Genomic DNA, 16460 nt, shown 5'->3' with positions numbered 1-16460 from the left:
CGTCCGATTACTCAGTGGAACGGTGCGAAAAGGTCTCGCGCCCCGGGTTTCGGGCCCCGGCGGGGTGCCGCCGGACGCGCGACGGATTCGAAAGCGGATTCGACAGCACCGGAGCCGCGAAGGTTCGCGCCGCGCACCGGAAAGGCCGAACGGGGCCGGGCGCACCGAAGGCGGCCCCGCCCCGCCCGACGGGCGTCAGCCCGCCTTGCCCTGTTTCGCGACGGCGGCCTGCGCCTGCGCGATCGCGTCCTGGTCGCCGAGGTAGTAATGCTTGATCGGCTTCAGGTTCTCGTCGAGTTCATACACGAGCGGCACGCCGTTCGGGATGTTCAGGCCGACGATGTCGCTGTCCGAGATGCCGTCGAGATACTTGATCAGCGCACGCAGCGAGTTGCCGTGCGCGGCGATCAGCACCTGCTTGCCCGCGCGGACGGCCGGTGCGATCGACTCGTTCCACAGCGGCAGCACGCGCGCGACCGTGTCCTTCAGGCACTCGGTCAGCGGCAGCTGCTCGCGCGGCACCTTCGCGTAGCGCGGGTCGTTGAACGGCGCGCGTTCGTCGGTCGGCTCGAGCGCGGGCGGCGGCGTGTCGTAGCTGCGGCGCCACACGAGCACCTGGTCGTCGCCGAACTTGGCGGCCGTTTCCGCCTTGTTCAGGCCCGACAGCGCGCCGTAGTGGCGCTCGTTCAGGCGCCACGAGTGGACGACCGGCAGGTACATCAGGTCCATCCGGTCCTGCACGTGCCACAGCGTGCGGATCGCGCGCTTGAGCACGGACGTGTACGCGATGTCGAACGTGTAGCCGGCCTCCTTGAGCAATTCGCCGGCCTGGTAGGCCTCGTTGCGACCCTGTTCGGTCAGGTCGACGTCGACCCAGCCGGTGAAGCGGTTTTCCTTGTTCCACGTCGATTCGCCGTGGCGGATGAGAACGAGTTTGTACATGGATCTTGCGGTCGGTAGTGATAGGGAAGCGGGGCGCGTCGCACGGTGCCCGGTTCGGGGCCCGCCATCGCGCAAGACGGTTATTTTATAATGGCGGGATTGTCCTTTTCCGATTTCTCTTTTTCCGGCGGAATTCCGTGACGTTCTTTACCAATTACACCAACCTGGCCCTCATCGCGATCCTGGTGGTTTCCGGCGGTCTGCTTGCATGGCCCGCCCTGCGCCGCGGCCGCGGCGGCCTGTCGGCTGCGGAGGCAACGCAGCTCATCAATCGCCGCAACGCGGTCGTGATCGACGTGCGTGCCGCGTCCGACTTCGCTGCCGGCCACCTGCCGTCGGCGCGCCAGGTCGCCGCCGGCGAGATCGGCGCGAAAATTGCGCAGGTCGCAAAGAACAAGAGCACCCCCGTGCTGCTCGTCTGCCAGAACGGCCAGCAGTCGCAGAAGGCGGCGCGCGAGGTCGAGGCGGCAGGCTATGCCGAGGTGCACGTGCTCGAGGGCGGCGTCGCCGCCTGGCAGCAGGCCGGGATGCCGGTCGTCAAACAAGGAGTGGCGAAGTGAACAAGGTTTTGATGTACAGCACGCAGGTGTGTCCGTATTGCATGCAGGCCGAGCGCCTGCTGAAGCTGCGCGGCGTCGAGCAGATCGAAAAGGTGCTGATCGACCGCGATCCGGCCCGCCGTGAGGAAATGATGACGCGCACGGGCCGTCGCACGGTGCCGCAGATCTACATCGGCGACACGCACGTCGGCGGTTACGACGATCTGTCGAAGCTCGACCGCGAAGGCGGCCTGCTGCCGCTTCTGCAAGCGGCCTGATTAGGGCAGAATGGCCGCCGGCCGCGCTGCGGCTGAGCGCGCAGGATTCAACCGAGGCGGCCGGCGTGAAGCCGGGCCGACCCGTCACCACTTTTAGGGAAACACCATGTCCGACGTCGAAAACCAACCGTTCTTCAACATCCAGCGCGTCTACCTGAAGGATATGTCGCTCGAGCAGCCGAATTCGCCGGCGATCTTCCTTGAGCAGGACATGCCGTCGGTTGAAGTCGAAGTCGACGTCAAGGCCGAGCGCCTTGCCGAAAGCGTGTTCGAAGTCGTCGTGTCGGGTACCGTCACCGCGAAGGTGAAGGACAAGGTCGCGTTCCTGATCGAAGCGAAGCAGGCCGGCATTTTCGACATTCGCAACATTCCTGACGAGCAACTCGACCCGCTCGTCGGCATCGCTTGCCCGACGATCCTGTTCCCGTACCTGCGCTCGAACATCGCCGACGCGATCACGCGTGCGGGCTTCCCGCCGATCCACCTGGCGGAAATCAACTTCCAGGCGCTGTACGAGCAGCGTCTCGAGCAGCTTCAGCAGCAGGCCGGTGCAGCAGGCGCGCCGAACGGCACGACGCTGAACTGACGTTTCACTCCGGACCGGTGCTGGGTATGAAAGTAGCCGTTCTCGGCGCCGGTGCCTGGGGCACCGCGCTCGCGGGCCATCTGGCCGCGCGGCACGATACGCTTCTCTGGGCGCGCGACGCCGCGCTGATCGCCGGGCTGCAGGCCCGGCACGAAAATTCCCGCTATCTGGACGGCATCGCGCTGCCCGATGCGCTGCGCTACGACGCCGATCTCGGCGTCGCGCTCGCGCACGGCGCCGCGGACGACGCGCTGTGCGTGATCGCCGCGCCCGTGGCCGGGCTGCGCACGCTGTTCGGCGCGATGCGCGACGCGGGCTGCGTGCCCGCGCACGTCGTGTGGGTCTGCAAGGGTTTCGAGGCCGACACGCATCTGCTGCCGCATCAGGTGATCGCGGCCGAGTTGCCCGGGCAGCACAGCAACGGCGTGCTGTCGGGGCCGAGCTTCGCCCGCGAAGTCGGGCTCGCGTTGCCGGTCGCGCTGACGGTCGCGAGCGCGTCCGCCGAATGCCGCGAGCGCACGCTCGCCGCCTTCCACCACGGCGCGATGCGGATCTATACGGGCGACGACGTGGTCGGTGTCGAGGTCGGCGGCGCGGTCAAGAACGTGCTCGCGATCGCGACCGGCATCGCCGACGGCCTCGGGCTCGGGCTGAACGCGCGCGCCGCGCTGGTCACGCGCGGCCTCGCCGAAATGTCGCGCCTCGGCGTCGCGCTCGGCGGTCGTGCGGAAACCTTCACCGGGCTCACGGGCCTCGGCGACCTGATCCTCACCGCGACGGGCGACCTGTCGCGCAATCGCACGGTCGGCCTGCAACTCGCGGCCGGCCGCTCGCTGAACGACATCCTCGGCGCGCTCGGCCATGTGGCCGAAGGCGTGCGCTGCGCACAGGCCGTGCTTGCGCTCGCACGCGCGCAATCGATCGAAATGCCGATCACCGAAGCCGTGTGCGGCGTGCTGTTCGACGGCGTGGCGCCGCGCGATGCGGTCAGCGGCCTGCTGCGGCGCGACGCGCGCGCCGAATAACGCCGATTCGCCGTCGCCGTATGCACCCGCGCCATGCGCGCGGCGCCAAAGCGCACTACGCTTGAACAGTCTCCGGCGTTTCGGGAGGATGTCATGCTGCAGATCGGTTCCACCACGTTCGACGCACAAGTCGTCGACATCACGACGCTCGACGTCGACGCGATCGTCAATGCCGCGAACGGCTCGCTGCTGGGCGGCGGCGGTGTCGACGGCGCGATCCATCGCGCGGCCGGCCCCGGCCTGCTGGCCGAGTGCCGCACGCTGGGCGGCTGCGACACCGGCGACGCGAAGCTCACGCGCGGTCACGGGCTGCCGGCGCGCTACGTGATTCATGCGGTCGGCCCGGTGTGGTATGGCGGCGGGCGCGGCGAGCCCGAACTGCTCGCGTCGTGCTACCGGCGCGCGCTCGAACTGGCCGAGGACGTCGCCGCGACGTCGATCGCGTTTCCCGCGATCAGCTGCGGCATATACCGCTATCCGGCCGAGGAGGCCGTCGACATCGCGGTCGGCACGGTCGTGGAAACGCTGCCGCAGGCGCCGAATCTCGCACGCGTGGTGTTCGCGTGCTTTTCTTCCGACATCTACGACCTGTATCGCGCGCGGCTCGCGCGCATCTAGCCGGGCGGGCCGCGCGGCGCGCGATCTGCAGTGGCGTCAGGCGCCGCCTTCGAAGCCGGCCTGGCGCCACGCTTCGAACACGACCACCGCGACCGTGTTCGACAGATTCAGGCTGCGATTGCCCGGCCGCATCGGCAGGCGCACGCGCTGTTCGTTCGGAAAGCGCTCGAGCACGCCGGTAGGCAGCCCGCGCGTTTCCGAACCGAACACGAACCAGTCGCCCGGCACGAACGCGTGATCGTGGAAGCGGCCCGAGCCGCGGGTCGTGAACGCGAACATCCGCGCGGGATCGGGCGCTTCGGCCGCGACGAACGCGTCCCAGTCGCGGTGCACGCGCATTTCCGCATATTCGTGATAGTCGAGCCCTGCGCGGCGCATCTTCGCGTCGTCGAGCGGAAAGCCGAGCGGCTCGATCAGATGCAGGCGCGCGCCGGTGTTGGCGCACAGGCGGATCACGTTACCGGTGTTCGGCGGAATTTCGGGGGCGACGAGGACGACGTTGAACATGGTTGGGTCTGGCTGGGCCGGCCGGGACGGAGCAACGTGCATTCCTTCCCGGCCGGCCGGTTCGTGACGGCCGTGGCCGCGTTCGGGCGGCCGGCCTCTCTATCTAATTAATCCCTGGCGGTGCGCAGCGCAACCAGATTCGTCACGCGCGCGGCGCCCGCTGCCTTCAATGCGTGCGCGGCGGCCGCGAGCGTCGCGCCGGACGTCATCACGTCGTCGACGAGCGCCACGTGGCGACGGGCGACGTCGCCCGCCACCGCAAACGCCGCGACCATGTTGTCCCGCCGCGCGCGCCGGTCGAGCCGCGACTGCGGCGCGGTTTCGGCCACGCGTGCGAGCAGCGCCGCATCGGCGCGCACGCCGAGCCGGCGCGCGAGCGGACGCGCGATCGCCCATGCCTGGTTGTAGCCGCGCGCGACGAGCCGCCCGTGCGACAGCGGCACCGGCGCGATGACGTCGAAGCCGGCGGCGCGCTGCATGTCGTCCGTATCGCTGACCCGCTGCGCGAGCCGGGCCGCGAATTCCGCGCCGAGCGCGAGCCGCGCGTGAAACTTCAGGCCGCGCGCGAGCCCGTCGAGCGGCGCGCGGTAATCGGCGAGCGCGAGCGTTGCATCGAACGGCGGCGGCGTCGCGCGGCATGCGTCGCACCGGTAATCCGCCGCGCGCGAACGCGGCCGCGCGGTGCCCAGCGGCACGGCGCAGACGTCGCACCGCAAGCGCGCTTCATTCCAGTACGCGGCGTCGCAGGCGGCGCAAATCACGCTGTGTGACAAATTGCCGCACAGCGCGCATCGATTCGGCAGCGCGTGCACGACGATGCGCGCAAGCAACACACCGACCTGCGACAAAACGACGCGCATCGCGTGCGGAGCGGAACTGCGATCCATCGGAAACACTCCAGATGGCCCGCCTCGATGAAGGCTGCGAGGCGAGCGAGTATACTTCGGGCTCTTCGCCAGTGTGCCCGACATGTCCTCAGCTTCGACTTCACCCGGCCGTCCGGCCAATGACGCCCGGCGTTTGCGGCGGATCTTCGATCGCCGTGCCGCCTCGTTCGACGCGGTCGCATTTCTGCCGCGCGAGATCGCGCAACGGATGAACGAGCGCCTCGAGTACATCAAGGTGAGCCCGGCGGCCGTGCTCGATGCGGGCTGCGGGCCGGGCGACGACCTGCCGGCACTGCGCGCGCGCTTTCCCGAGGCTCCGGTGTTCGGCGTCGACCTGTCCGGCGCGATGCTCGCGCGGGCGGGCCAGCGCGAGGTCGAGCAGACGAACTGGCGCCGCTGGCTGCCGGCCTCGCTCGGCCGGGCGCTGGGCCAGCGCGGCCCGCGCGTCGCGCAGGCCGATTTCTCGATGCTGCCGTTCGCGGCCGGCGCGTTCGACCTGATCTGGTCGAATCTCGCGCTTCACTGGCATTCGCGTCCCGATACGGTGTTCCCCGAATGGCAGCGCGTGCTGCGCGTGAACGGCCTGCTGATGTTCAGCACGTTCGGCCCCGACACGCTGCGCGAGCTGCGCGCGGCCTGCGCGGATGCCGAAGCGGCGCTCGGCATCGCGCCGCCCGCACCGCGCGTCGTCGATTTCGTCGACATGCACGATCTCGGCGACATGCTCGTCGAGAGCGGTTTCGAGATCCCGGTGATGGACCAGGAAGTGCTCACCGTCACCTACAAGACACCCGACTCCCTGCTGGCCGACGTGCGCCGCTGGGGCGCCTATCCGTTCGAGCGCACGACGCCGCAGCGCGCGACGCGGCGCTTTCGCGCGGCGCTCGGCGATGCGCTGGAGGCGCGCCGGCGCGCGGACGGCACGATTGCCCTGACGTTCGAGGTGGTCTACGGCCACGCGTGGAAGGCCGTGCCGCGTACGACTGCCGAGGGGCACGGGATCGTGCGTATCGAAGATATCGGCAAGGGACGTCCGAAGAATCGGTAAAGCGGTAAAGAGGTGTTTTGTTATGTCTGAAATTAGCGGCGCAAAGCGGGGTCGAATTAGCGGCAAAAATGGCCGGGAAGCTTGTGGCGCTTGGCTCGCGGGCCGATAGGCGCTTGCTTGTGGATGCCATTGAACCCGCCTATAATGCGTCAGCTTGTCGTCCCGGGGTCCCCGCAATACGGGGCGACGAGTCCGATGCAGGCATGCATCGCATGCCATTCGCGTGAGGCGGCGATGGAAGCAGCGAGGGTTTTGGCGGAGACGACGAACAATGAACCGGTCATCGCAGACTGGCTCATGAAACGCAATTGTTCGGTGTCGCCGCGCCAGTTCGTGCTGTTTTACGCGTCGCTCGCGGGCTTCTCGCTGGTGATCGCGGCATTGCTGATGTGGCGGGGGGCTTGGCTCGTCATGCCCTTCACCGGAATCGAGTTGCTTGTAGTGGGTGTCGCATTTGCGATTTATGCTCGCCATGCAGTCGATTACGAGCGCATCAGGCTGTTTCCGCACCGGCTCGTGATCGAGCGGATGGATGCGGAGCGGCTCACGCAGATCGAATTCAACCCGCGCTGGGTGCGGGTCGAGCCGGGTGCGACGCCACGCGATCCGATTCGACTGGTATCGCGCGGGCAGACCGTCGTAATCGGGCAGCATCTCGCGCAGTACAAGCGTGCGCAGTTCGCCGACGAACTGCGCGTGTCGCTCAGGCGCTGCGGCTGACGAGGCGCGGGCACCGGCCGCAAGGAGGCCGGCGTCTTGCGACGGGGGAGGGTTTGAATGGAAATTTTGGGTAAGGATGCTATGAAAACAATCAAGCGAGCCCTCACGGGCGTGCTGGCATGCAGCGGATTGCTCTTTGCCGGCGCTGCTCTGGCGGTCGGTGATAGCCCGGGCGGCCCCCGCGTCAACGAGATCAACTTTCAGCCGCCGGTCACGAAAATCGCCGAGGAGCTCTACGATCTCCACACGATGATGCTGATCCTGTGTACGGTGATCTTCGTCGGCGTGTTCGGCGTGATGTTCTATTCGATCTTCGCGCACCGCAAATCCAAGGGCTTCAAGGCCGCCAATTTCCATGAAAGCACGACCGTCGAAATCATCTGGACGATCGTGCCGTTCATCATCGTCGTATTGATGGCGCTGCCGGCGACGAAGGCCGTCGTCGCCATGAAGGACACGACCAACGCCGACCTCACGATCAAGGTCACCGGCTACCAGTGGAAGTGGGGCTACGATTACGTGAAGGGCCCGGGCGAGGGCATCAGCTTCCTGTCGACGCTCAGCACCCCGCGTGACGAAGTGATGGGCAAGAAGCCGATCACCGACACCTATCTGCAGGAAGTCGACAACCCGCTCGTCGTGCCGGTCAACAAGAAGATCCGCATCATCACGACCGCGAACGACGTCGTCCACTCGTGGTACGTGCCCGCGTTCGGCGTGAAGCAGGATGCGATCCCCGGCTTCGTGCGCGACACGTGGTTCAAGGCTGACAAGGTCGGCACGTTCCGCGGCTTCTGTACCGAACTGTGCGGCAAGGAACACGCGTTCATGCCGGTCGTGGTCGAAGTCCTGTCGGAAGACGACTACGCGAAGTGGGTCACGGCGCAGAAGGCCAAGCTGGCCGGCGCGGCGGTCGATCCGAACAAGGTTTACACGATGGCCGAACTCGTCTCGCACGGCGAGGACGTCTACAAGGCGAACTGCGCGGCCTGCCACCAGGTGAACGGCAAGGGTCTCGGCGCATTCCCGGCAATGGACGGCAGCCCGATCGTGAACGGCCCGATCGCCGGCCACGTCGAGCGCGTGCTGCACGGCAAGGGGGCCATGCCGTCGTGGGCATCGTTGTCGGACCTCGATATCGCATCGGTCATCACGTACGAGCGCAATTCGTGGGGCAACCACAAGAACGATCTGCTGCAGCCGAAGCAAGTGGCTGATGCGCGCAACGGCAAGATGCCGGAAGACACGGCAGGCGCAGCGGCGCCGGCGGAAGCCGCCTCGGCACCGGCGCAAGCCGCGTCGGGCGCAGCCGAGCAGCCGGCGGCGTCGGCATCGGCCGCCCTGTCGACGATCTACTTCGAGACGGGCAAGAGCGTGCTGCCGGCGGATGCGAAAGCAGCGATCGCCGCAGCGGCCGACTATGCGAAGGCACATCCGGACGCGAAGCTCGCGCTGTCGGGCTTCACCGACAAGACGGGTTCGGCCGACGCGAACGCCGAACTGGCCAAGCATCGTGCACAAGCCGTGCGCGACGCATTGAAGGCAGCAGGCGTGGCGGAAGACCACATTATTCTCAAAAAGCCGGAAACGATCACGGGCGGGGCAGACGCGAAGGAAGCCCGGCGTGTCGAGATCGGCCCGGCGGCTTGACGTGTCGCTGAGTTAGTCGACGTATTCGCATTAGGAGATTCTCATGTCTAGCATCGGGCACGACGTAGCCGCGGACCACGCGCACGACGACCACGCGCACGAAACACCGCACGGCTGGCGGCGCTGGCTGTTCGCCACCAACCACAAGGACATCGGTACGCTGTACCTGCTGTTCTCGTTCATCATGTTCCTGTCGGGCGGCGTGATGGCGCTCGGCATCCGTGCCGAGCTGTTCGAGCCGGGCCTGCAGATCATGCGTCCGGAGTTCTTCAACGAACTCACGACGATGCACGGCCTGATCATGGTGTTCGGCGCGATCATGCCGGCATTCGTCGGTTTCGCGAACTGGATGATTCCGCTGCAGATCGGCGCATCGGACATGGCGTTCGCACGGATGAACAACTTCAGCTTCTGGCTGCTGCCGGTTGCAGCCGTGCTGCTGGTCAGTTCGTTCTTCGCGCCGGGTGGCGCGACGGCCGCCGGCTGGACGCTGTACGCACCGCTGTCGACGCAGATGGGCCCGGGCATGGACTTCGCGATCTTCGCGGTCCACTTGATGGGTGCATCGTCGATCATGGGCGGTATCAACATCGTCGTGACGATCCTGAACATGCGCGCACCGGGCATGACGCTGATGAAGATGCCGATGTTCGCATGGACGTGGCTGATCACGGCGTACCTGCTGATCGCCGTGATGCCGGTTCTGGCGGGCGCGATCACGATGGTGCTGTTCGACCGCCACTTCGGCACGTCGTTCTTCAACGCGGCAGGCGGCGGCGACCCGGTGATGTACCAGCACATCTTCTGGTTCTTCGGCCACCCCGAGGTGTACATCATGATTCTGCCGGCGTTCGGGATCGTGTCGCAGGTGATCCCGGCGTTCGCGCGCAAGACGCTGTTCGGCTACAGCTCGATGGTGTACGCGACGGCTTCGATCGCAATCCTGTCGTTCATGGTCTGGGCGCACCACATGTTCGCAACGGGCATGCCGGTCACCGGTCAGCTGTTCTTCATGTACGCGACGATGCTGATCGCGGTGCCGACGGGCGTGAAGGTGTTCAACTGGCTCGCGACGATGTGGCGCGGTTCGATGACGCTCGAAACCCCGATGCTGTTCGCGATCGGCTTCCTGTTCGTGTTCACGTTCGGCGGCCTGACGGGCCTGATGCTGGCCATGGCGCCGCTCGACATCCAGTACCACGGCACTTACTTCGTGGTGGCGCACTTCCACTACGTGCTGGTGGCCGGGTCACTGTTCGCGCTGTTCGCGGGCTGGTACTACTGGTCACCGAAGTGGACGGGCTGGATGTACAACGAGACGCGCGGCAAGATCCACTTCTGGTCGTCGATGATCTTCTTCAACCTGACGTTCTTCCCGATGCACTTCGTCGGTCTCGCGGGCATGCCGCGCCGCTATGCGGACTACCCGGCGCAGTTCACGGACTTCAACCAGGTGGCGACGATCGGCGCATTCGGCTTCGGCCTCGCGCAGGTGTACTTCCTGTTCGCGGTCGCGCTGCCGGCCTACCGTGGCGGCGGCGAGCTGGAAAAGGCGTCGGACAAGCCGTGGGATGGCGCGACGGGCCTCGAGTGGACGGTGCCGAGCCCGGCTCCCTTCCACACGTTCGAGCAACCGCCGCACGTCGAATAAGTTTCACCGCGCTCCGCCGCTGCCTGCCGTGCAGGCAGGCGCGGCGGGCGCCGAATTGAAATTTCAGCGAAGTTTCAGATGAACCGGAATCCACAACAAAGACGTACGCCCGAGCAGATTCGCGCGGGCAACAAGCGGCTCGGCCTCATCCTGCTCGTCGTCGCCGCCGTTTTTTTTGTGAGTGTCGTGATCAAGCAGTGGTGGCTGTCCACACACTGATGCAGTAACTGACGTAGTAACGAGGAAGCAGTCGTATGTCGAAGCCGGAAGAGGGCGCCGTCGATCGCGCATTCAATCGTTCGATGCTGGTGAAGCTCTTCGTCGTGGCCGCACTGATGTTCGGCTTCGGCTTCGCGCTGATTCCGATGTATCGCGCGATTTGCCAGGTCACCGGTATCAACAACCTGGTGCAGCGCGACGTCAGCGAACGCGAGGCAAAGAATTCGCAGGTCGACTACAGCCGTACGGTGTCGGTCGAATTCGATGCGAATGCACGCGGCCCGCTCGGCTTCAAGCCGGAGCACAACAGCCTCGACGTGCATCCGGGCGAACTGACGACGATCATGTACGACGTGACGAACGGGCAGGGCCGGCCGGTGGTCGCGCAGGCGATTCCGAGCTACGCGCCGAAGCAGGCGACGGAGTTCTTCAAGAAGATCGAGTGCTTTTGCTTTACGCAGCAGACGCTGGCCGCGAACGAGTCGCGCAGGATGCCGGTGGTGTTCGTGATCGATCCGAAACTGCCGAAGGACGTGAAGACGATCACGCTGTCGTACACGTTCTTCGAACTGAATACACCGGCCGCGTCGGCGCCGGCGCAGCGCAGTACGGCGGCGCAGGGCGCGACGACGCCGGGCGCGTGACGACGGAGACAGGGCGATGACGGAGACCAGGCGGAACGGCACGTTCGGCCAGGCGCTGAAGGCGGTGTTGTGGTCGTTCTTCGGTGTGCGCAAGCGGCGCGATCTGGAGGCCGACGCGACGCAGCTCAATCCGCTGCACGTGCTGATCGTCGCGTTGATCGCGGCCGGCATGTTCATCGGCGTGCTGATCCTGATCGTGCGCGCGGTCGTGGGCTGACGCCCGCGGCCACGAAAGAATGCAGTGCGCGGCGCCTCGGCGCTGCGTGCGGGAAAGAGCGGCGGCGGTCGCGCCGCGCAAGAAATAAAGCCGGAGCGGTTTCCGGTACACAAATTGGACTGAAGTGGAGAATCAAGCATGAGCGGTCAAAACCAGACCCCGTACTATTTCGTGCCGCATCCGTCGCAGCATCCGATCAGCGCGGCCATCGGCCTGCTGGTCATGCTCGGGTCGGTGGCGCTGTGGATCAACGGTCACGACTGGGCTCCGTACACGGCGCTGGTTGGCCTGCTGTGGTTGCTCTTCACGCTGTATCACTGGTTCGGCGATGCGATTTCCGAGTCGGAAGGCGGTCATTACGGCAAGAACGTCGACAAGTCGTACCGCTGGAGCATGAGCTGGTTCATCTTCTCCGAAGTGATGTTCTTCGGCGCGTTCTTCGGTGCGCTGTTCTATGCGCGTGAAATCGCGCTGCATCAGCTCGGCAGCCTCGACTACAAGCTGATCTGGCCGGATTTCTCCGCCGTGTGGCCGAACGAAGGCCCCGCCGCGCTCGCCGGCCACTTCAAGACGATGGGCCCGTGGCCGATCCCGACGCTGAACACGGCATTCCTGCTGTCGTCGGGCGTGACGCTGACGGTGTCGCACCACGCGCTGCGCGACGATCACCGCAAGAAGGCGATTGCCTGGCTGGCCGCGACGCTCGTGCTCGGTATCTGCTTCCTGTTCATGCAGGGCTTCGAGTACTACCACGCGTACAACGAACTGAACCTGACGCTGAACTCGGGCGTGTACGGCTCGACGTTCTTCCTGCTGACGGGCTTCCACGGTTTCCACGTGTTCCTCGGCGGCACGATGCTCGCGGTGGTGCTGGTGCGGATGATCCGCGGCCACTTCAAGCCCGATCATCACTTCGCATTCGAAGGGGCCGCGTGGTACTGGCACTTCGTCGACGTCGTCTGGCTCGGCCTGTACGTCGTCGTCTACTGGCTGTAAATGCAACAACGGCCCGCGCAGCGATGCGCGGGCCGTTTTCATTGGCGGGGACGGAGCAGCGGCTGGCTGCTTGTGCTCAACGCCACCCCGGCGCCGCCGCGACTCAGTCAGGCGGCGCTTTTGCTTGGTGGCGCGGCTGTGCGGCGAAATGTCACAGCGGCTGCGGCGGCCGCCGTGGCGAATGCATCAACGCCCGATCGGCAGGCCGGTCGAATGGATCCAGCCCATCCAGTTCGCGAGCAGGATGAACAGGAACAGCGAGATCGACAGCCCGACGCGGGTGGCGAGCGACCAGGCCATGCGTTTCGTGTGGCCGCGGTCGTGCATCATGAAGTAGAGTGCCGAGCCCATGCTGGCGATGATGAGGACGAAGGCAATAGGAACGAGTATGTGCATGACACGAACCGGACGACGGCAATTCGAAAGGAAGCGGATAATTATCGCACTTCGCTTTCGCGAATGTGCCTGGCGGGCGGCATGATGAAGATCCGTTTGCTGCCCGCGCTGCTGATCCTCATCGTCGTCGCGGTCACGATCCGTCTCGGTTTCTGGCAGCGCGACCGCGCGCACCAGAAGGAAGCGCTGCAGGCGAATATCGTCCGCTACGAGCACGCGGCGCCTGTCGATGTCGGTGCGCAGCCGATGCCGCTGGCGTCGATCGAATTTCACCGCGTGCGAGCCACCGGCCGCTTCGTGCCGGAGCAAGCGGTGTTCCTCGACAATCGGCCGTATAACGACCAGCCGGGTTTTTACGTCGTGATGCCGTTTAAACTCACGGGCGGCGGCGTCGTGCTGGTCAACCGCGGCTGGCTGCCGCGCAACATCTCTGATCGCACGGCGATCGAGCCGTTTCCGACGCCTGCCGGCGAAGTCGAGATCGAGGGTATCGCGCGCGCCGATGCGTCGCGCGCGTTCGAACTCGGCGAAGGCGGTTCGGCCGCGCACCAGAAGATCCGGCAGAACCTGGACGTCGGCGCGTATGCGAAGGAAACGGGGCTGCCGCTGCAGCCGTTCGTGATCCAGCAGACGAGCGACGACGGCGACAAACTCGTGCGCGACTGGCCGGCGGCGACGACCGGCGTCGAGCGCAATTACGGTTACATGTTTCAGTGGTGGGCCATGGCGGCGGCTGCGCTCGGTTTCGGTCTGTACGCCGCGCGGCGTGCGGCGAAGAAGTCGGCCGGCGCGTGAGCGCGATGCCCGGACGCGGCGGCCATGCCGCGGGTTCGTTTCGAGAGGTTTGATTTGTCCATGCAATCTTCCCGTCAGGGTTCGGCCGCGGCGCCGATTTCTCCGGCGGCCCGCAAGCGCGGCCGCTGGATGCTCGTGTTGCTCGGCCTCGTGTGCGCGGCGCCGATACTCGCGTCGTACTTCACCTATTACGTGATCAAGCCGAAGGGCGGCTCGACCAATTACGGCACGCTGATCGAGCCGCAGCGGCCGATTCCGGCCGATCTGCAGGTCACCGACGAAACCGGCAAGACGGTCCCGCTGTCGTCGCTGCGCGGCGTGTGGCTGTTCGTGATGACCGACGACAGCGCGTGCGACGACGCATGCGCGGAAAAGCTCTATTTCATGCGCCAGATCCGCGTCACGCAGGCGGGCGAGCGGCACCGGATCACGATGGTGTGGCTGCGCAGCGATGCGGGCGCGATTCCGCAGAAGGTGCTGGACGCTTATCCCGACACGCGCCGGCTGGTCGCCGATCCGGCCGCGGTGGCCGCGTGGCTGCCGGCCGATGCCGGCACGCGCGACACCGACCATCTCTATATGGTCGACCCGAACGGCAACCTGATGATGCGTTTCCCGAAGAACCCGAACCCCAGCAAGATCAAGACGGACGTCACGAAGCTGCTGAAGTGGTCGAGCATCGGTTAAGGCGAGACAACGAGGCAAACATTCGATGTCGTATCTACTGCAACTCGGCCTGATCGGCTTCTGCATCGCGCTGCTGCCGCTGTCGTACGTGTGGGTGAAGGCCGACGACAACAAGTTCCGCAAGCTGGTGTGGATCACCACGTTCCTGACGCTCGATCTGGTGATGTTCGGCGGCTTCACGCGTCTGACCGATTCGGGCCTCGGCTGCCCGGACTGGCCCGGCTGCTACGGCACGTCGTCGCCGTTCATCGCGCACGCCGCGATCACGGCCGCGCACCAGGCGATGCCGACCGGCCCCGTCAGCATGACGAAGGCGTGGATCGAGATGATCCACCGCTATTTCGCGATGGCGATCGGCGTGCTGATCATCGCGCAGGTCGTGATCGCGTGGTCCGCGCGGCTGCGCCGCCGGCCGCTGCACGTGTCGCCGTGGTGGCCGACGAGCCTGTTGCTGCTGATCGTCGTGCAGGGCGTGTTCGGCGCCTGGACCGTCACGATGAAGCTCCAGCCCGTGATCGTCACGACCCATCTGCTGCTCGGTCTGACGCTGCTCGGCACGCTCGGCTGGCTCGCGGCGCGGCAGACGCCGCTGCCGTCGCATGATCCGGAGGCCGGTCGCTACCGCGCGGCCGCGCTCGCGGCGCTCGTGCTGCTGGTCGTGCAGATCGCGCTCGGCGGCTGGGTGAGCACCAACTACGCGGTACTCGCGTGTACCGATTTCCCGACCTGCAACGGGCAGTGGATCCCGCCGATGAACTTCGGCCAGGGCTTCCATCTGTGGCGCGCGCTCGGGATGACGCAGGACGGCGAGGCGATCACGCAGGACGCGCTGGTCGCGATCCACTGGACGCACCGCACGTTCGCGTTCGTCGTCGTCGCGTATCTGGTCGCGTTCGCGCTGAAGATGCGCCGCTTCGCGTCGCTGCGGCGGCCCGCGAACGGCGTGCTGCTGGTCGTGCTGCTGCAGTTCGTGACGGGCCTGACCAACATCGTGCTGCAGTGGCCGCTGCCGGTGGCCGTCGCGCACAACGGCGGCGCCGCGATCCTGCTGCTGCTCGTCGTCATGTTAAACTTTCGCATCCTTTCAAGCCGCCCCGGCCGTGTCGTGCAGCCCGCGCGCGACGCCGCCCCGGCGTGACCGTCCCCATGCAAAGCACCCTTTCCCAATCGCCCGGTAGCCGGTTTTCGCAGTACATGGCGCTGACGAAGCCGCGTGTCACGCAGCTCGCAGTGTTCTGCGCGGTGATCGGCATGTTTCTCGCGACGCCGGGCATGGTGCCGTGGCATGTGCTGATCGGCGGCACGGTCGGCATCTGGCTGCTGGCCGGCGCCGCGTTCGCAATCAACTGCCTCGTCGAGCAGAAGATCGACGCGATGATGCGCCGCACCGCGTGGCGTCCGTCCGCGCGCGGCGAGATCACGACGCCGCAGATCCTGCTGTTCTCCGCCGTGCTCGGCGGCGTCGGCGCATGGATGCTCTATACGTTCACGAATCCGCTGACGATGTGGCTGACGATCGCGACGTTCGTCGGCTACGCGGTCATCTATACGCTGCTGCTCAAGCCGATGACGCCGCAGAACATCGTGATCGGCGGGGCATCGGGCGCCATGCCGCCGGCGCTCGGCTGGGCCGCGGTCACCGGCGCGGTGCCGGGCGACGCGTGGATCCTCGTGCTGATCATCTTCGTGTGGACGCCGCCGCATTTCTGGGTGCTCGCGCTCTATCGCCGCAAGGACTACGAGAACGCGGGGCTGCCGATGCTGCCCGTCACGCACGGCGAGAAGTTCACGCGGCTGCACATCCTGCTGTACACGGTGATCCTGTTCGCGGTCACGCTGATGCCGTTCATCTCCGGGATGAGCGGGGCCGTCTATCTGACGAGCGCGGTGCTGCTCGGCGCGGTGTTTCTCGCGTATGCGTGGAAGATCTACCGCGATTACTCGGACGCACTCGCCCGCAAGGCTTTCCGTTATTCGATCGTCTACCTGTCGCTGCTGTTCGCCGCGCTGCTCGTCGATCACTATGCACGTCCGCTGCTCGGCGTGTAACTGCAC

Annotated in this window: 21 protein-coding genes; 17 read left to right on the top strand and 4 right to left on the bottom strand. The window is 66.2% G+C overall.

Annotation, left to right across the window (positions count from 1 at the left end):
* Positions 1 to 195 precede the first annotated feature (195 nt).
* Positions 196 to 942 carry a 2,3-diphosphoglycerate-dependent phosphoglycerate mutase gene (gene gpmA, locus BME24068_RS26170; protein WP_021164239.1) on the bottom strand — a complete coding sequence of 249 codons (747 nt, stop codon included), beginning with the start codon at positions 940 to 942 and terminating at the stop codon, positions 196 to 198.
* Between the two features lie 137 nt (positions 943 to 1079).
* On the opposite strand from gpmA, the gene BME24068_RS26165 reads away from it, so the two are divergent.
* From BME24068_RS26165 to BME24068_RS26145, 5 genes are all read left to right on the top strand, one after another.
* Positions 1080 to 1502 (top strand): rhodanese-like domain-containing protein, encoded by a 423-nt coding sequence (locus BME24068_RS26165; protein WP_027785516.1) that lies wholly within the window; start codon positions 1080 to 1082, stop codon positions 1500 to 1502.
* On the top strand, positions 1499 to 1759 hold the full coding sequence (grxC, locus tag BME24068_RS26160; RefSeq protein WP_011886111.1) for a glutaredoxin 3: 261 nt from the start codon (positions 1499 to 1501) through the stop codon (positions 1757 to 1759). The genes BME24068_RS26165 and grxC overlap by 4 nt, the downstream gene beginning before the upstream one ends.
* A gap of 106 nt (positions 1760 to 1865) precedes the next feature.
* On the top strand, positions 1866 to 2345 hold the full coding sequence (gene secB / locus BME24068_RS26155; protein ID WP_096507412.1) for a protein-export chaperone SecB: 480 nt from the start codon (positions 1866 to 1868) through the stop codon (positions 2343 to 2345).
* A 26-nt stretch (positions 2346 to 2371) separates the two neighbouring features.
* Positions 2372 to 3370, top strand: a complete 999-nt coding sequence (locus BME24068_RS26150; protein ID WP_096507411.1) for an NAD(P)H-dependent glycerol-3-phosphate dehydrogenase — start codon at positions 2372 to 2374, stop codon at positions 3368 to 3370.
* Positions 3371 to 3463: 93 nt separating this feature from the next.
* A complete protein-coding gene (locus tag BME24068_RS26145) occupies positions 3464 to 3988 on the top strand; it encodes an O-acetyl-ADP-ribose deacetylase (protein WP_174927844.1) in 525 nt (174 codons plus the stop codon).
* 36 nt (positions 3989 to 4024) lie between these two features.
* Here BME24068_RS26145 and trmL read toward each other — a convergent pair whose 3' ends face one another.
* Together trmL and BME24068_RS26135 are read right to left on the bottom strand one after the other, a co-directional pair.
* Positions 4025 to 4495, bottom strand: coding sequence for a tRNA (uridine(34)/cytosine(34)/5-carboxymethylaminomethyluridine(34)-2'-O)-methyltransferase TrmL (gene trmL, locus BME24068_RS26140; protein WP_174927843.1), 471 nt, complete (start codon positions 4493 to 4495; stop codon positions 4025 to 4027).
* A 107-nt stretch (positions 4496 to 4602) separates the two neighbouring features.
* Entirely contained in the window at positions 4603 to 5382 is a 780-nt protein-coding gene (locus BME24068_RS26135; RefSeq protein ID WP_174927842.1) for a phosphoribosyltransferase family protein, read from the bottom strand.
* Positions 5383 to 5464: 82 nt separating this feature from the next.
* On the opposite strand from BME24068_RS26135, the gene BME24068_RS26130 reads away from it, so the two are divergent.
* From BME24068_RS26130 to BME24068_RS26095, 8 genes are all read left to right on the top strand, one after another.
* A complete protein-coding gene (locus BME24068_RS26130) occupies positions 5465 to 6430 on the top strand; it encodes a methyltransferase domain-containing protein (protein WP_096507407.1) in 966 nt (321 codons plus the stop codon).
* Positions 6431 to 6625: 195 nt separating this feature from the next.
* Positions 6626 to 7150: a DUF2244 domain-containing protein gene (locus BME24068_RS26125; RefSeq protein WP_096507406.1), complete on the top strand. Its 525-nt coding sequence runs from the start codon at positions 6626 to 6628 to the stop codon at positions 7148 to 7150.
* Positions 7151 to 7207: 57 nt separating this feature from the next.
* A complete protein-coding gene (gene coxB, locus BME24068_RS26120; protein WP_174927841.1) occupies positions 7208 to 8800 on the top strand; it encodes a cytochrome c oxidase subunit II in 1593 nt (530 codons plus the stop codon).
* A 43-nt stretch (positions 8801 to 8843) separates the two neighbouring features.
* On the top strand, positions 8844 to 10451 hold the full coding sequence (gene ctaD, locus BME24068_RS26115) for a cytochrome c oxidase subunit I (RefSeq protein WP_096507404.1): 1608 nt from the start codon (positions 8844 to 8846) through the stop codon (positions 10449 to 10451).
* 78 nt (positions 10452 to 10529) lie between these two features.
* The gene (locus tag BME24068_RS26110) at positions 10530 to 10670 is read left to right on the top strand and encodes a cytochrome oxidase small assembly protein (protein ID WP_174927840.1); all 141 of its coding nucleotides are present in this window, start codon (positions 10530 to 10532) and stop codon (positions 10668 to 10670) included.
* A gap of 35 nt (positions 10671 to 10705) precedes the next feature.
* Positions 10706 to 11314: a cytochrome c oxidase assembly protein gene (locus BME24068_RS26105; protein ID WP_174927839.1), complete on the top strand. Its 609-nt coding sequence runs from the start codon at positions 10706 to 10708 to the stop codon at positions 11312 to 11314.
* A 16-nt stretch (positions 11315 to 11330) separates the two neighbouring features.
* Positions 11331 to 11531 (top strand): DUF2970 domain-containing protein, encoded by a 201-nt coding sequence (locus BME24068_RS26100; RefSeq protein ID WP_096507401.1) that lies wholly within the window; start codon positions 11331 to 11333, stop codon positions 11529 to 11531.
* Between the two features lie 138 nt (positions 11532 to 11669).
* On the top strand, positions 11670 to 12527 hold the full coding sequence (locus BME24068_RS26095; protein ID WP_096507400.1) for a cytochrome c oxidase subunit 3: 858 nt from the start codon (positions 11670 to 11672) through the stop codon (positions 12525 to 12527).
* 186 nt (positions 12528 to 12713) lie between these two features.
* On the opposite strand, the gene BME24068_RS26090 is transcribed toward BME24068_RS26095, so the two are convergent.
* Positions 12714 to 12923: a twin transmembrane helix small protein gene (locus BME24068_RS26090; RefSeq protein WP_096507399.1), complete on the bottom strand. Its 210-nt coding sequence runs from the start codon at positions 12921 to 12923 to the stop codon at positions 12714 to 12716.
* A gap of 84 nt (positions 12924 to 13007) precedes the next feature.
* Here BME24068_RS26090 and BME24068_RS26085 point away from each other — a divergent pair, with 84 nt between their 5' ends.
* Genes BME24068_RS26085 through cyoE form a run of 4 tightly spaced genes read left to right on the top strand, consistent with a single transcriptional unit; the run spans position 13008 to position 16454 of the window.
* Positions 13008 to 13718 (top strand): SURF1 family protein, encoded by a 711-nt coding sequence (locus BME24068_RS26085; RefSeq protein WP_239007782.1) that lies wholly within the window; start codon positions 13008 to 13010, stop codon positions 13716 to 13718.
* A gap of 60 nt (positions 13719 to 13778) precedes the next feature.
* Positions 13779 to 14405, top strand: a complete 627-nt coding sequence (locus BME24068_RS26080) for an SCO family protein (protein WP_096507397.1) — start codon at positions 13779 to 13781, stop codon at positions 14403 to 14405.
* A 25-nt stretch (positions 14406 to 14430) separates the two neighbouring features.
* Positions 14431 to 15543 carry a COX15/CtaA family protein gene (locus BME24068_RS26075; protein ID WP_096507396.1) on the top strand — a complete coding sequence of 371 codons (1113 nt, stop codon included), beginning with the start codon at positions 14431 to 14433 and terminating at the stop codon, positions 15541 to 15543.
* 8 nt (positions 15544 to 15551) lie between these two features.
* On the top strand, positions 15552 to 16454 hold the full coding sequence (cyoE, locus tag BME24068_RS26070; RefSeq protein WP_174927837.1) for a heme o synthase: 903 nt from the start codon (positions 15552 to 15554) through the stop codon (positions 16452 to 16454).
* Positions 16455 to 16460: the final 6 nt, after the last annotated feature.

Source organism: Burkholderia anthina, assembly GCF_902498995.1.
Classification (GTDB): Bacteria; Pseudomonadota; Gammaproteobacteria; order Burkholderiales; family Burkholderiaceae; genus Burkholderia; species Burkholderia anthina.
The sequence above is the reverse complement of the archived record's forward strand: the minus strand, read 5'-3'. Positions and strand labels throughout refer to the sequence as shown.